The organism is Streptococcus mitis B6 (assembly GCF_000027165.1).
GTDB classification, from domain to species: Bacteria; Bacillota; Bacilli; order Lactobacillales; family Streptococcaceae; genus Streptococcus; species Streptococcus mitis_AR.
The window spans coordinates 706,917-721,918 of the sequence record NC_013853.1 but is presented as its reverse complement, the minus strand read 5'-3'; the positions used below and the strand labels follow the sequence as shown (position 1 = coordinate 721,918).

Here is a 15,002-nt window from a genome sequence, read left to right as displayed (position 1 = left end):
TTATACCACAAATAGGGGGTGAAAATCTATTGCAGACTGTAAAAAATCAAAGCCTGACTGCTAGATAAATAGCCTTCAAACTTTGATTCCTCTGTCTTATCTTATCTCAAACCCATCTGAGACAATTTATTCTGATATTTGTTTTGATCGACAAGCAAGCCCAAGCCTCCATAAACATCATAGGCATCTACCCAGTCACCCAGTTCTGGAATCGTCAATTTTTCAATACCATTTTGAGCTCCGTCTAGGAAAGACAAGCCATTTGTTAACAGGAAGGTATAAGGAACATTCGTTGAGGTCATTGCGAATACCTTGCCAAGTGCCTCTGAGCCTGTAAAGAGCTTGGTTGGATCTTTGATTTGCTGAAGAACTGCTGTCAGTACTTGTTGCTGTCTTTTGGTACGGCCGTAATCCGCCTCATCATCATCACGGAAACGAGCATAATTAAGCAAGGTCGAACCATTCATCTGCTGTTTTCCGACTTTGATGGTTTGGGTTGGAGACTCAGTCTCAGTCGCATGTAAATCATCGCCGACTGTAGCTTCTGTTAGTGGACGTCCATTCAATGTTGAAAATTGAGCATCAATCGTCACCCCATCAGGGAAAAGCGTGTCAATCGCTGTGGCAAAGGCCTGAAAATCGACCAAGGCATAGTACTTAATGTCCAAGTCAAAATTATCTTTCAAAACTTGACGAACCATTTCTGCCCCTTTTTGCCCCTCTTGTTCTCCTAACTCATAGGCTACGTTTAACTTGTTATCCGTCTGTTTTCTACCGTTAATGACTTGGCTGTAACCGTCTATATAAACCAAATTGTCACGCATGAAGCTGACCAGCTTCATTTTCTTATCTGAGCCGCCAACATTTAATACCATAATAGAGTCCGTCCGCGTCTCAGCACTATTTTGACCGATTCGCCCATCTGTACCCATGATCAAAATATTAACTCCATCTCTGGTATCTTGACCATGAAAGACTTCTACTTGAGCTGCCTTAGCATTGGCAGGTTTGGTTGGGTCCGCATTTGAATAACCTTTTAGGAACATAAAAATCATGCCAAAACCAACACAGGCTAGAAGAGCAAGCAAGCCTGCAAAAATGCGCCCCCAACGAATCTTACGTTTTTTGGACTTAACCTTTGGAAGAGAATGGCTTTTCTGGTATTTTTTTGAACGACTACGGTTTCCATAGGATGGAAGAGAATACTGATTGACTGGCTCCATGAAAGACTCTTCCATATCATGATTTTCATTATGAATTTCTGGATAAGCTTCACTACCGCCAGCCATATTTAACTTACCTTGCAGGTAAGCAAACTCTTTTTTCTCTCGCTCATTGAGGTAATGAATATTCTTAAAAAGATAGTCATAACGTAACTGCTCGTGGTGGCTTAAGGGATTTTCTTTACTCATCTTCTCTCCTTTCCATGGTCTGATATTGGATAAATAGGATAGGCGCCCAGTACTTTATACTGGATTCCGATGGCTTCTAATTCTTTTTGGGCAAAGTGAACCAAATCCTTATCGGCATAATCAACATCGATAATGAAAAAGTATTCACCCAGTGCTGTCTTGAGTGGACGACTTTCAATTTTTGTCAGGTCAATTCCCCGCCAAGCAAAGGTCGATAGGGCCTTATAAAGTGCACCTGGAAGATTGTCTGGTAAAGTCAAGGCCAAACTCATTTTCTCAGTTTGTGCTTTCAAGGGAATAGAAGGCTTTTCAGCTCCCAAAACCCAGAAACGTGTGAAATTGGCTTCCATTTCTTGAATATCTTCAGCAATCAGTTCTAAACCATATTCTTCAGCAGAACTTCTAGGTGCAATCGCTGCATAAGGTTGGTCTGGATGTTCGGAAATAAAGCGGGCCGCATAAGCTGTACTAGCTGTCACCTCAATTTGAGCATCTGGATACTGTTCATCGATGAATTTCTTTCCTTGAGCCAAAGCCTGAGGATGAGAAAAAATCTTTTCAATCTTAGTGTGACCTGGAACCACCATCAACTGCTGATGAATAGGCTGAACGATTTCTGCTACTGCTTGGATGCGAGCCTGATGAAAAAGATAGTCCAAGGTTTCATGAACACTACCCTCTATAGAATTTTCAACTGGCACCACAGAATAGTCCACTAATCCTTGCTCATAAGCCTTGATGACATCTGTAATATTGGCAAAGGCCTGCAATTCCTCCTGAGGAAAAGCTGTCTGCACAACGTGGTGTGAAAAGGATCCCTTGGGACCTAGATAAGCAATTTTCATCTCAGTTCCTCTATAATTTCCTCTGGGCTTAACTCGGTCACATCCAAAACCCGACTAGCTACTTCCTCATACCAAGCCTGTCTTTCTTGAAAAATAGCTGCAAGTTCTTCCTTGCTATGATTTAGAAAAAGCGGTCGCTGATTGTCCTTATCAGATGCTATGCGTTGGTAGAGGGTGTCAAAATCTGCTTTCAGGTATATGTTATCAGAATTTGTCTTGAGTAAGTCACGATTTCGCTGAGAAACGACCACTCCTCCACCAGTTGACACAACTTGGTCTCTTTGTAGTAAATCAGCTAGGACTTCAGACTCTATCTGACGAAAAGATTCTTCTCCCTTTTCCGAGAAAAATTCCGCAATGGACATACCTAAACGCTTCTCTATCAGAGCATCCATATCAAGGTAATTAGGGTCCAAGCCTCTTGCAATAGTCGATTTGCCAGCTCCCATAAATCCTAGTAATACCTTAGCCATGAATCAAGTTCTCCAAATCATCAAAGAAGCTAGGATAGCTGGTATTGATAGCTTCAGCACGATCAAGATCCACCTCTCCATTTGAAACCAAGAGGGCCGCGATAACCGTCATCATGCCGATACGATGGTCTCCAAAAGTATTGACTCTAGCACCGTGAAGGGCTGATTTTCCTTTGATAATCATTCCATCTGCTGTAGGTGTGATATCCGCACCCATGCTATTTAAAGCATCTGCTACCACCTGAATGCGGTCTGTTTCCTTGACCTTGAGTTCTTCAGCATCCTTAATAACTGTTACACCTTGGGCTTGGGTCGCAAGTAGAGCGATAATTGGCAATTCATCAATCAAGCGTGGGATCAAAGCACCACCAATCTCTGTTCCTTTCAAATCAGAAGACTCAACAGTTAGGGTTGCAGATTTAGCGACTGGGTCAATTTCAGTTATTTCTAGTTTTCCACCCATGGCACGAATAACATCAATAATACCAGTACGCGTTTCGTTTATGCCCACATTTTTAAGCACCACACGAGAATTTGGAACAATCAAACCTGCGACTAGCCAAAAGGCTGCACTGGAAATATCTCCTGGAACAACCACCTTTTGTCCTGTCAATTTTTGTGGCCCTTGGACTGTGATTTTCTTGCCATCCACACTTAAATGGCCACCAAACTGTTGCAACATATCTTCAGTATGATTACGGGTGCACTCTTTTTCGATAATAACAGACTTCCCCTGAGCCTGCAAGGCCGCAAACATCAAGGCTGACTTAACCTGGGCAGATGCAATTGGCAACTCATAATGAATAGGTTTTAGTTTTTTCGTCCCTTTTACATGAAGGGGAGGAAGGTCTCGCTCAGTTTGTCCCGAAATGCTGACGCCCATTTTTTTCAATGGAATCGTCACACGATCCATAGGACGTTTGGAAAGACTGTCGTCGCCAAACATCTCTACTTCAAAATCTGCACCTGCAAGGACACCTGAAATCAGGCGAATCGAGGTGCCAGAATTTCCCATATCAAGGGCATTTTGTGGAGCTTTTAGGCCGTCCATACCGACACCTTGAATGGTAATAACCCCATCTTTATCCTCAATCTCTACACCAAGATCACGAAAGACCTGCATGGTCGAAAGGACGTCTTCACCTCGCAGAATATCATAAACTTTGGTCTCACCCTCAGCCAAACTTCCAAAGATAATGGAACGGTGACTGATAGACTTGTCACCTGGAACGCGGATACTGCCATGTAAGTGGCGAATGTTTGTTTTTAGTTTCATACTGGACCTCATACTTGCAATACTTTTACCTATTTTATCATAAAAAGCCAGAAATTCCTTAAAAATTCCTGACTTTATGATAGTTATTTTCTTATTTTAGCAATTCTTTTTCATTTTCAATTTACCAACTATCTGAAGAACCACCACCATCAAATCCACCGCCACCCCAATCATCTGAAGACCAAGATGAACTAGAACTACCAGAATCATATGAATCTGTTCTATCATAAGAACTTGACTGTACTCTTTGTGAAGCATAGTAGCTTTTTTTGAGATCGGAAGTCCAAGAAGCATTCTTCACAAAATCTTTATCATTTGGATAGAGTTTCCCCTTCCCATTATAAAAGTATTGAGAGCGATTGAGCCTATCAAGGTGCTTTCTTTCAACTTCTGCGTAGTATGCTTCTAGAAGTAATGCAGTCCAAGTATCATTAGGCAGAAAACCTTTTGAGTCTGGATAAAGTTTATTATATCCTTCGTACTGATATTGAGACCTAATTAAACGCTTATTTTTTTTATAGTCAGATTTACGTTCTTCAGTCCACGTATCGTTAGGTACAAAGTCAGGAAAATCTGGATACAGCTTACCTTTTCCCTCGTACTCATACTTAGAAAAGCGGCATCTTTTTAAGTACTTGATCCATGTTGCTAAACTTAGTAAAAGAAAGAACAACAGATAGAACAATATCGGAAACGGAATGTAATCGAAGTACTTACTAAAGCCTTCATTATTTTTTAATGATTTTTCATAGCTTTTTGGAAGTCGATTATTTTCCTTCTTGTTTATGATTTCAGCTTTTCTAGACTCCGCTTTAGAAATACCTACTAGAATTTTGTTAAGGGCATCAGTATATTTCCCTTCTTTCATGTACGGTTTAGAATCATTTAGCAAGGAACTGGCCATAGAGTCAGTAAGCCAAATTGCTGCTTCGTTGGATGTTTCAATACGAAACTTCCTATCCTTTATAGCAATAGCAATTAAAATTCCACTGTTGGAATCTTGTTTCCCAACTTTCCATTTGCGTGCAACCTCATTGGCTACCTCTTCGATACTGGAACCGTCCAGAGTATCTACAATGTAAATACCTACTTGGGTTTCACTTCCAGCATTCATACTCTCTAACGTTTCTGCAACACTAGTGGTTAAATAACCGTTAGGATCGTAAATACCATTTAAAGGACGATCTGGAACAGCTATATTAGCCGCAACAAGAGGCAGAAAAAAGAATAAAGGGGTAATTAAGAGTATAAGTAACTTTTTCATAGAAGATACCCCACAAGACTAATCAGTTAAATTGACTTTAGGGACAACCTTTGCATCTTTCTCTGCTTCAATTAACTCAGCTCTTTGGAAACCAAACAAACTAGCTATCACACTAGTAGGAAAACGTCTAATGGTCTTATTATATTCTGTTGCAGTATCGTTATAATCTTTACGAGCGACAAACAAACGATTTTCAGATCCCTCAAGCTCTGAAATTAGAGAAGACACTTGTGTATCAGCTTTTAACTCCGGATAATTTTCTTGAACAACTAGCAATCGAGAAATGGCAGAAGTTAATTCGCTCTCCCCTTCATTTTTTGTTTCTGTATTTCCTGAGCCAATCTTAGAACGAGCATCCGCAATCTTTGTAAAGATGTCTTCTTCGTGCTTCATATATCCTTTTACAGAATTTACAACATTTGGAATTAAGTCAGCCCCTACGTTGAAGTGCAACTTCAATCTTCGAGTTAGCTTGTTTCACAGATTCATCTTTGCTAACAAGACTATTGTACGAACCTGTCAACACTATAATACTGATGAAGATAATTCCTACAGGAACTCCGATTAGAGCAATTAATTTTTTTGACATATTTTTTCCTATTTTCTATTGTTCATCATTTATCTACTATTTATCGATAATAAAAATTCCATTCTCTTTCATAATTGTTTCTATATTTATTATCTCATCAACAATTTCTAACTTACCAATTGAAGTTGAAAATAACAGTTATAAGCTTTCAAATTCGTTTTGTATTATAGTTATGATTTTCAATAGCCTATTTAATTTGTTTTGTATTATAGTTATGATTTTCAATAGCCTATTTAATTTGTTTTGTATTTTGTTTATTAGTAAAGGCATTCATTCCCAGAGTCATTCTTAAACGAACCACGCTAATAACTCTAACTAATACAGTAGTTACCAATAATAATCATACGCTTAAGAAAATACCTATAAGTAATGAACAAAATAATGTTCTTATTTTAGCAATTCTGAAACTGGTTCGAAAACAATTTTTTCAATGTCAGAAAGGTAAATTGCCAATTGTTGTTGCTGGGTAAAGAATTCTGACAAGAGGATATTTCCTTGAATCTGTTTACCAAAGCCTTCCATTTTCGCTTGAAAGGAAGCATCTGGCATTTGACCTGTCTGCGCTAGTCTTTGAATTTCCTCTTGGAAGGCAACATATTCTGTAAAAATTTTGCTCGCCTCAGCATCTGCTGAAATCGCATCTTTAGCTGCTTTAACAGCCTTGTATTCTGGTAATTCGCGTAGGCCGCGACTGAGTTCGTTTGCACTATCGTAAATATTTGACATGATTTTCTCCTTACTTGATGACGACTGTGTAGTCGGTATTTTCTGTTATGAGATGCTCAGCTCTTTCCAAGTCTTGAGCATTTTTAAATGAAATTTGTAGGATCCCGTGAATATCCTCACGGTTTTCCTCATTGATGTGAATATTGACCAAGGAAGTTCCTCGTAGCAATTCCAAAATCCTCAGGATGACATCTTCTTCATCGGGAACGTCAACATAGAGGTCGTAAGAGCTATCCACACCACCACGCTTATGGATTTCCATGGCCTGACGTTGCGCACGCGCTTGGTTAAAAAAGTTCCAGATTTGCTCTTCATCTCCCTTGCTGATGGCCTTGCCAACCTCATCCAATCGTTCCTTGAAATCCTCAATTCGATCTAGAATAGTCTCACGATTGGACAAGAGAATGGAAGTCCACATACCTGGCTCGCTTTCCGCAATCCGAGTCATATCTCGAAAACCACCGGCCGCAAAGCGCCTTGCCATCTCATGTTCTTGAGCATAAACCGCGGTCTGCTCCATGAGACTAGAAGCCAGAATATGAGGAAAATGGCTAATCTGAGAAGTGACACGATCATGCTCCTTGGCATCAATCTCGATAAAACGAGCGTGAAGACCTGAAAGCAAATCCTTCATTTCCTCAAGCGTGTCAGGACTTGTCAGGCTCGAAGGTGTAAAGATATAATAGGCATTTTCAAAAAGATTGACATCCGCAGAAGCAGCCCCTGTCTTGTGACTACCAGCCATGGGATGGGCCCCGACAAAGCGAACAGATTTGCCAGCCAAATACTGCTCCGCTGCATCCACAATGGCTGACTTGGTCGAACCAGCATCTGAGATAATCACTCCTTCTTTCAAGTCCAAGTTGGCCAATTCCTTAATAAAAGCAATGGTTTGTTTGATTGGCAAACTGAGAATAATGATATCTGCCAAAGGAGCAAAACTCGCAAAATCATCCGTTGCACGGTCAATCATGCCTTCTTTCAAGGCGATATCTCTCGAAGCTTGACTGCGATTATAACCTAAAATTTTATAATCTGGATGATCGCGTTTGATACCGAGTGCCATAGAGGCACCGATCAATCCAAGGCCTGCGATATAGACTGTTTTTGCCATAGGAACTCCTTAATAGTTCTTTGTATATTCTCTGTGTTTGGATACCGCTTCTTTTAATTCCTCTAGATTGTCTGATGAGAATTTTTCAAGAATTTCTTGTGCCAGAACCGTTGCCACAACGGCTTCCATAACTACACCTGCTGCTGGAAGAGCGGTCGGATCACTTCTTTCAACTGTTGCCTTGTAGGGTTCATGGGTTTCGATATCCACACTCATAAGAGGTTTATAAAGAGTAGGAATAGGTTTCATGACGCCACGAACAACAATAGGTTGCCCATTGGTCATACCACCTTCAAAGCCGCCCAGATTGTTGGTACGGCGGGTATAACCGTCTTCTTCAGACCAGAGAATTTCATCCATGACTTGGCTGCCTTTACGATAACCAGCTTCAAAGCCAAGACCAAATTCCACCCCTTTAAAGGCATTGATAGAGACAACAGCTTGGGCCAATCTCGCATCCAATTTTCTATCCCATTGGACATAGGAACCAAGACCAACTGGAACACCTCCAACGACTGTCTCCACAACCCCACCGATGGTATCACCATCACGCTTGATTTGGTCAATATAATCCTTGATTTCTTGTTCTCTTTCTTGGTTGACAATAGAAACTTCAGACTGGGCAGCTCTTTCCTTAATCTCAGCAACTGTGAGATTCTCAGGAACATCGATTTCCTTGCCACCAAAGACCACAACGTGGTTGGCAATCTCCATATCTAGCTCAGCTAAGAGACGTTTGGCTACTGCCCCAACTGCCACCCGCATGGTGGTTTCACGGGCAGATGAACGCTCCAAGGAATTACGCAAATCATCAAAACGGTACTTAATCCCCCCTACCAAGTCGGCATGACCTGGCCGAGGATGGGTGATTTTTCGTTTGCTTTTAAGGCGCTCTTCAATGTCTTCCGCAGACATGATATCCAGCCATTTTTGGTGGTCTTTGTTGATGACATCCATAGTAATAGGAGCCCCTGTCGTCTTCCCATGGCGAACACCCGAAGTAAAGACAACTTGGTCGCTTTCAATCTTCATACGACCACCGCGGCCGTAGCCACCCTGACGACGTTTCAAATCCTCATTGATGTCCTCTGCTGTCAAAGGAAGTCCAGCTGGAATTCCCTCAATGATAGCCGTCAGACGGGGGCCGTGTGATTCTCCTGCAGTTAAATATCTCATACACTCTCCTTATTTTACCAAGTAGTCTTTCATCTCTTCCAGAGAAACTGAGTGAATAGTCGCTGAACCGAGCTCTGGCACCAAGACCAATTTCAAGGTATTACCACGCGCCTTCTTATCATGAGTCAAAGCCTGATAAAGCTTGTCAACATCCCAGTTTTCATAATCAACAGGCAAGCCAAACTTCTGACACATTTCTGTGATGGACTGGGTAATGCCAGCTGGCATGAGGCCTTTTTCCTCAGCCACCTTGGAAATCTGCACCATGCCCATGGCCACAGCTTCTCCATGCATGACCTTGCCATAACCAGCCGTCGCTTCAATGGCATGGCCAATAGTATGACCAAAGTTGAGGTAAAGACGTACACCATTGTCCAGCTCATCCTCAACCACCATCTTGCGCTTAACCTGGCAAGAATGTTCAATCAAGGTCTCTGCATATTCCAGTATGCTCTCTACAGAACCATCCAGTTCCGTCAATAGAGTCCATAGTTCTGGATCCTCAATCAAGCCATATTTGATAACTTCACCCATCCCTTCAATCAACTCTCTTTTTCCAAGCGTTCCAAGGACAAGTGGATCAATCAGAACCCCATCTGGTTGGGCAAAAGTTCCTACCATATTCTTGGCAAATGGAGTGTTAACGCCTGTCTTTCCACCGATAGAAGAATCCACCTGGGCTGTCAAGCTAGTCGGTATCTGAACAAAATGAATGCCCCGCATATAGGTAGAGGCTACGAAACCAGCCAGGTCTCCAACGACACCACCTCCGAGAGCCACGATTCCATCGCTACGAGTCAGACCTTTCTTAACTAAAAATTCATAGACTTTCTGAACAGTGGTCAGATTTTTCCGTTCTTCACCTTCTAAGAAATCAAAAACAGCTACCTGAAAACCAGCATCTTCTAGGCTGAGTTGGACCTTCTCAGCATAGAGAGAAGCCACATGGTTGTCTGTTACAATGACTACCTTTTGTGGTTGCCAGAGTTCTCGCAACCATTGACCAGCCTGAGCCAGACAACCTTTTTCAATCCGAATATCATAAGGATGATGAGGAATATCGATTCTGATTTTCATAGGAGAATCTCCCTTTCTTTATTGGTATTTTTCTTTTAAGGACTGCCAAATCTCTTCTGTAGGCATTTCCTTGCCTGTCCACAGTTGAAAAGCTTCTGCAGCTTGATAGAGCAACATTCCCAGACCATTGACAGCTGGATTACCCTGACTTCTAGCCCATTTCAAAAATGGTGTTTCAAAGGGTTGGTAAATGATATCTGCTACTAGAAGAGTTTCTGGTAAGACTATATTTTCAGAAACTGGAGAGGATTGACCATCCATGCCCACACTGGTGGCATTGACCAGCAAATCCGACTCAGCAATCCTTTCCTGCAAGACAGAAACATCTTCTAAAGCATACAAGTCCACCTTAAAGCCTGTCTGCTCCTGTAACTTGTTTAGGTAAGGTCTTGTTTTTTCCATCGAAACCGAACGAACAAAGACCGAAATCTGACTGACGCCATCCAAAATAGCTTGAGCCAGAATGGACTTGGCCGCACCACCTGCACCCAGCAGGGTCATCTTTTTACCTGAAATTGTAAAAGAAGGCAAGCTCTTAAAAAATCCCTTGCCATCTGTATTATATCCAATTAAATTTCCATTCTCATTGACAACCGTATTAACCGCACCAATCAAGCGTGCTTCATCGCTCAGCCCATCCAAATAAGGAATTACTTGCTCCTTATAGGGCATGGACAGGTTGATGCCAAACATCTGGTAGCGACGAATATTGGCTACTGTTTCTGCCAAGTCAGCCGCTTCAATCTCCCAAGCCACGTAAGCACCATTGGTAGCTGTCGCCTCAAAGGCACTATTGTGAATAAAGGGAGAAATAGAATGCTTAATAGGATTGGCAACAACGGCAGCTAAACGTGTATAGCCATCAAGCTTCATCCAAAATCTCCCGAATTTTTTTCATGTTAGCTAGGGAAATCTGACCTGGGGCACTTGCCTCATCTAGACTAGCAAAGGACCAGCTAGAACCTGTCACATCCGCAGTGATACGAGAGACCTTACCCACCTTGCCCATAGAAATGGTCACATATTCCTGCTCAGGATTGAGGGTTTTAAAGCCTCGTGTATAGTTCATCAGGTCTAGCACATCCTGCTCCGTGTGAGCCATCACCGCAACCTTAACAAGTTTTGGATTTAGGCTCGTCAACTCTGACAAGATTTCCATCATATTTTCAGGTGTTTCTTGGAAATTGTGGTAACTCAAAACGAGATTTGGGAAGTCCAGCATTTCCTCAAAAACATCCTTGTAGCTGTAGTACTCAAAATCAATATAGTCTGGTTGATAGAGTTGCGCCACTTCCTTGATTAGATGGATATATTCTTCTGGAGAAAGGTCGATTTCTCCCCCTTCAGAGCGAGTTCGCAATGTGAAAACCAACTCACGGCCTGCGAATTTTTCAAAAATAGCTGGAGCCACCTGCAAAATCGCTTCTTTAGGCAGATAGTCGGCACGCCATTCAATGATGTCGGCATCCAGGTACCTTGTGGCATCCAGAGTCTGGGCCTCCTCTAAACTTCTTGGCATTACTGAAACGATTAATTTCATTTACTAACCTTCATACTAATCACCTTGAGGTAATTACTACTTTCATCTTTTTTATTATAGGCGAAATCCGCTGGAAGACCGTATTTATTTAAAATCTGGTAACTTCTTCCTGCAAAGCATTTATCAATTTGTTCTGTAAATTTCTGGCGGGATACATTGGCAGCATTGGTACTGGCAATAATAATACCGCCCGGATTTAAAATCTCAAGACTCTGGGAAATCAACTTGTGATAATCCTTGGCTACAGAAAATGTTTGTTTTTTGTTCCGAGCAAAGCTAGGCGGATCTAGGACAATCACATCGTAAGTCAAGCCTTTTCGCTTAGCATACTTGAAATACTCAAAGACATCCATGACTATGAAACGATGGTCGTCTGTGCTGATTCCATTTGCCTGAAAATGCGCTTGAGACAATTCTCGTGAACGTTTAGCTAGGTCCACAGAAGTTGTCTGGCTAGCTCCTCCCATGGCCGCAGCTACTGAAAAGGCTGCTGTGTAGGAAAACATATTGAGCAAGGATTTACCCATAGCCAATCCATCCACTAAACTACCGCGAACTTCATGCTGGTCTAGGAAAATCCCTGTCATCAAGCCATCATTCATAAAGACTTGATAGAGGACACCATTTTCCAAAACAGTGAAAAAGTCAGGTGCTTCTTGACCATAAATATGGGCAGATTCATAGTCCAAACCCTTAAAGCGGATCTTCTCATAAGCCCCTAAAACCTCAGGGAAAACCTGTCTAAAGGCTTCTGAGATAATCTTGCGAATCTGATAAACATAAGAGTTATACCAAGAAAAGACAGCATAGTCGCCATAAAGATCCACTGTCAGACCCCCAAAGCTATCTCCCTCTTGGTTGAAGAGACGAAAGGCAGTTGTCAATTCGTCTTGATAGTAGGCACTTCTCTTTTCTTTAGCTTGTCTAAACAGTGCTTCAAAGAACGCTTGATTGAAGGTCACCTTGTCTGTGCTAACAAACCAGCCCAAGCCCTTGTTTTGCTGAGAAAGGTAGACAGTCCCAAGAAATTTTCCATCTTGACTATGAACTTCTACTTCCTGATCCTTGAGATGAACATCTGCAAGGTCACTGGATTCTAGTAAAACTAACCCCTTAGCGAGCTTCTTTTCAACCCATTTACTGACTCTTATTTTATTCATAGCTACCATTATATCAAACTTTTAGCCAATTCTCAAAAAAGAAACAACCCTTGCTTTTTTACTCTTCTTTTAAAAAATGGTATACTAATACTAATTAAAAAATAGGAAGTAAATGTGTGAAAAGCAATTTTAACAAAATCCAACAAGCCATGGGTACCAGACTGGGTTTTGTCCTAACTCTTTTAATCCTATATTGGTTCAAAACCTTATTAGCCTATACCGTTGACTTTAATTTAGATATTCAAGTAGGCAAGTTACAGGGAAATTACCTTGCCTTTATCGCCTTTTTCAACCCCCTTCCTTTGGGACTCCTCCTGCTGGCTCTAGCTCTCTATGCTCGCTCAACCAAGGCCTTTTACAGTCTTAGCATAGCTATTTATAGCCTTTTATTCATTTGGCTCTATTCTAATGTCTTTTACTATCGAGAATTTAGCGACTTTATCACGGCTAATACCATGAAGGTGGTCAGCAAGGTGTCTGTCGGCACTGCAGAACTAGAGTTACTGCGTCCTTGGGATTTCATCTATTTTATGGATTTCCCACTGCTGGCTTTCCTTTTCTTTAAAAAATTCATCCAGCTGGATAGGAGACCCTTCAAATTCCGCTCAAGTTTTGCTATCACTGCTCTCTCTGCCCTGCTCTTTTCGGCTAACCTTTTCTTGGCTGAAATTGAGCGTCCCGATCTACTGTCGCGAGGATTTTCTAATTATTATGTTGTTCGTGCCCTTAGTTTGCCAGCCTTTTTAGGTTATAGTGCCAATCAATCCTACAGTGCCAACAAGGAACGAGCTAAGGCCTCGGAGACTGACCTTCAACCTATTACAGATTATATTCAAGAACATTCGGCTAAGCCCAATCCAGACTATTTTGGCTTGGTCAAAGGAAAAAATGTGATTTATCTCCACTTGGAGAGCTTCCAGCAATTTCTTCTTGACTATAAACTCAACCTAGATGGAACTGAGCATGAAGTCACTCCCTTCCTTAATTCCCTCTACCATTCGCAGGCAACCCTAGCCTTTTCGAATATCTTTAACCAAGTCAAAGCTGGTAAAACCTCAGATGCGGAAACCATGCTAGAAACCGGTTTGTTTGGGCTTGACCAAGGTTCTTTCATGGTCAATTACGGTGGTACCAATACCCAGCAGGCTGCGCCTTTTATCCTATCAAAAAACGGCTATCAATCGAGTGCCGTCTTTCACGGTAATATCGGGACCTTCTGGAATCGAAATACAACCTACAAACAATGGGGCTACCAATACTTCTTTGATGCTTCCTATTTTACCAAGCAAGACAGTAGCAATTCTTTCCAATATGGTTTAAATGATAAAATCATGATGAAAGATTCTATTCAGTATCTGGAGCATTTACAGCAACCTTTTTATGCTAAGTATATCACAGTGTCCAATCACTATCCCTATGCTAGCAATCTGACAGGCAATGAGCTTGGTTTCCCCTTGGCTAAAACCAAAGATGAAACCATCAATGGCTACTTCCAAACCGCCAACTATCTAGATAGTGCTATCAAGGCCTTCTTTGACTATCTCAAAGAAAGTGGCCTCTATGAAAAATCCATCATCGTCATCTACGGAGACCATTATGGAATTTCTAACTCCCGCAATCCTGACCTGGCTCCTTTAATTGGCAAGACTTCTGAGAACTGGTCGAATTACGACAATGCCATGTTGCAACGAGTGCCTTTTATGGTGGTCATGCCTGGTTATGAAAAGGGGCAAATCATCAATACCTACGGTGGACAAATCGATATCTTACCGACTCTCGAACACCTCCTGGGTATTGAGTCCAATTCCTTCCTTCAAGTCGGCCAAGACCTTCTGTCTCCAGATCACCAAGAAATCGTTGCCTTTCGAACTGCCAATTCCTTCGTCACACCTAAATACACCAGTTATGACGGACGAACCTACTATACTGAAAGTGGTCTTGAAATCAGTAATCTTGATGAACAAACTCAGACTGAACTAGAAATCGTTCGGCAGACAGCCAGCCAACAGCTAAAAATCAGCGACCAAATTCAAACTGGTGATTTGATACGTTTCTACCAAGCAGATCATCTTGGAAAAGTTGATACTGAAAGTATTTCTTACCTCAATTCTTTACCAATTCTGCAAAAGATTGAGCAGGAAAAAGGTAGTCAATCAACCAGTCTCTTTAGCCAACGACAAGGTAAAACCAGTACTGACCTTTTCAAGGCACCAAGTTACCAAGAACTCCATCCAGAGTCTGCAGAAACCGAATCAAAATCACAATAAAAGATGCTCTTCCACCGTGGAGGAGCATTTCTTTTTAAAAATAAAATTCAACGAAAATCAAAGAACAAACTAGGAAACTAGCC

14 protein-coding genes are annotated in these 15,002 nt (G+C 41.6%); 1 reads left to right on the top strand and 13 read right to left on the bottom strand.

Annotated elements, in window-relative coordinates; all coding sequences use genetic code 11:
* Positions 1-101: 101 nt before the first annotated feature.
* From SMI_RS03870 to SMI_RS03810, 13 genes are all read right to left on the bottom strand, one after another.
* The gene (locus SMI_RS03870) at positions 102-1,412 is read right to left on the bottom strand and encodes an LCP family protein (RefSeq protein WP_000032335.1); all 1,311 of its coding nucleotides are present in this window, start codon (positions 1,410-1,412) and stop codon (positions 102-104) included.
* Positions 1,409-2,257: a prephenate dehydratase gene (pheA, locus tag SMI_RS03865; RefSeq protein ID WP_000686443.1), complete on the bottom strand. Its 849-nt coding sequence runs from the start codon at positions 2,255-2,257 to the stop codon at positions 1,409-1,411. Before pheA ends, SMI_RS03870 begins: the two co-directional genes overlap by 4 nt.
* Complete coding sequence (locus SMI_RS03860) at positions 2,254-2,730, bottom strand: shikimate kinase (RefSeq protein WP_001151370.1); 477 nt, start codon at positions 2,728-2,730, stop codon at positions 2,254-2,256. The genes pheA and SMI_RS03860 overlap by 4 nt, the downstream gene beginning before the upstream one ends.
* Entirely contained in the window at positions 2,723-4,006 is a 1,284-nt protein-coding gene (gene aroA / locus SMI_RS03855; RefSeq protein WP_000769891.1) for a 3-phosphoshikimate 1-carboxyvinyltransferase, read from the bottom strand. The genes SMI_RS03860 and aroA overlap by 8 nt, the downstream gene beginning before the upstream one ends.
* Before the next feature lie 121 nt (positions 4,007-4,127).
* Positions 4,128-5,270 carry a TPM domain-containing protein gene (locus SMI_RS03850; protein WP_000734773.1) on the bottom strand — a complete coding sequence of 381 codons (1,143 nt, stop codon included), beginning with the start codon at positions 5,268-5,270 and terminating at the stop codon, positions 4,128-4,130.
* A gap of 18 nt (positions 5,271-5,288) precedes the next feature.
* Positions 5,289-5,663: a LemA family protein gene (locus tag SMI_RS03845; RefSeq protein WP_231840216.1), complete on the bottom strand. Its 375-nt coding sequence runs from the start codon at positions 5,661-5,663 to the stop codon at positions 5,289-5,291.
* 583 nt (positions 5,664-6,246) lie between these two features.
* The gene (locus SMI_RS03840) at positions 6,247-6,585 is read right to left on the bottom strand and encodes a YlbF/YmcA family competence regulator (RefSeq protein WP_000065979.1); all 339 of its coding nucleotides are present in this window, start codon (positions 6,583-6,585) and stop codon (positions 6,247-6,249) included.
* Positions 6,586-6,595: 10 nt separating this feature from the next.
* On the bottom strand, positions 6,596-7,699 hold the full coding sequence (locus SMI_RS03835; RefSeq protein ID WP_001140860.1) for a prephenate dehydrogenase: 1,104 nt from the start codon (positions 7,697-7,699) through the stop codon (positions 6,596-6,598).
* A 9-nt stretch (positions 7,700-7,708) separates the two neighbouring features.
* Positions 7,709-8,875, bottom strand: a complete 1,167-nt coding sequence (gene aroC / locus SMI_RS03830; RefSeq protein ID WP_001269854.1) for a chorismate synthase — start codon at positions 8,873-8,875, stop codon at positions 7,709-7,711.
* Positions 8,876-8,884: 9 nt separating this feature from the next.
* A complete protein-coding gene (aroB, locus tag SMI_RS03825; protein WP_000702179.1) occupies positions 8,885-9,952 on the bottom strand; it encodes a 3-dehydroquinate synthase in 1,068 nt (355 codons plus the stop codon).
* An 18-nt stretch (positions 9,953-9,970) separates the two neighbouring features.
* Positions 9,971-10,825 carry a shikimate dehydrogenase gene (locus SMI_RS03820; protein ID WP_000762502.1) on the bottom strand — a complete coding sequence of 285 codons (855 nt, stop codon included), beginning with the start codon at positions 10,823-10,825 and terminating at the stop codon, positions 9,971-9,973.
* Complete coding sequence (gene aroD, locus SMI_RS03815; protein WP_000767783.1) at positions 10,815-11,492, bottom strand: type I 3-dehydroquinate dehydratase; 678 nt, start codon at positions 11,490-11,492, stop codon at positions 10,815-10,817. Before aroD ends, SMI_RS03820 begins: the two co-directional genes overlap by 11 nt.
* Entirely contained in the window at positions 11,489-12,652 is a 1,164-nt protein-coding gene (locus SMI_RS03810) for a class I SAM-dependent rRNA methyltransferase (protein WP_164925515.1), read from the bottom strand. Before SMI_RS03810 ends, aroD begins: the two co-directional genes overlap by 4 nt.
* Before the next feature lie 149 nt (positions 12,653-12,801).
* On the opposite strand from SMI_RS03810, the gene SMI_RS03805 reads away from it, so the two are divergent.
* Complete coding sequence (locus SMI_RS03805) at positions 12,802-14,919, top strand: LTA synthase family protein (protein ID WP_164925551.1); 2,118 nt, start codon at positions 12,802-12,804, stop codon at positions 14,917-14,919.
* Positions 14,920-15,002: the final 83 nt, after the last annotated feature.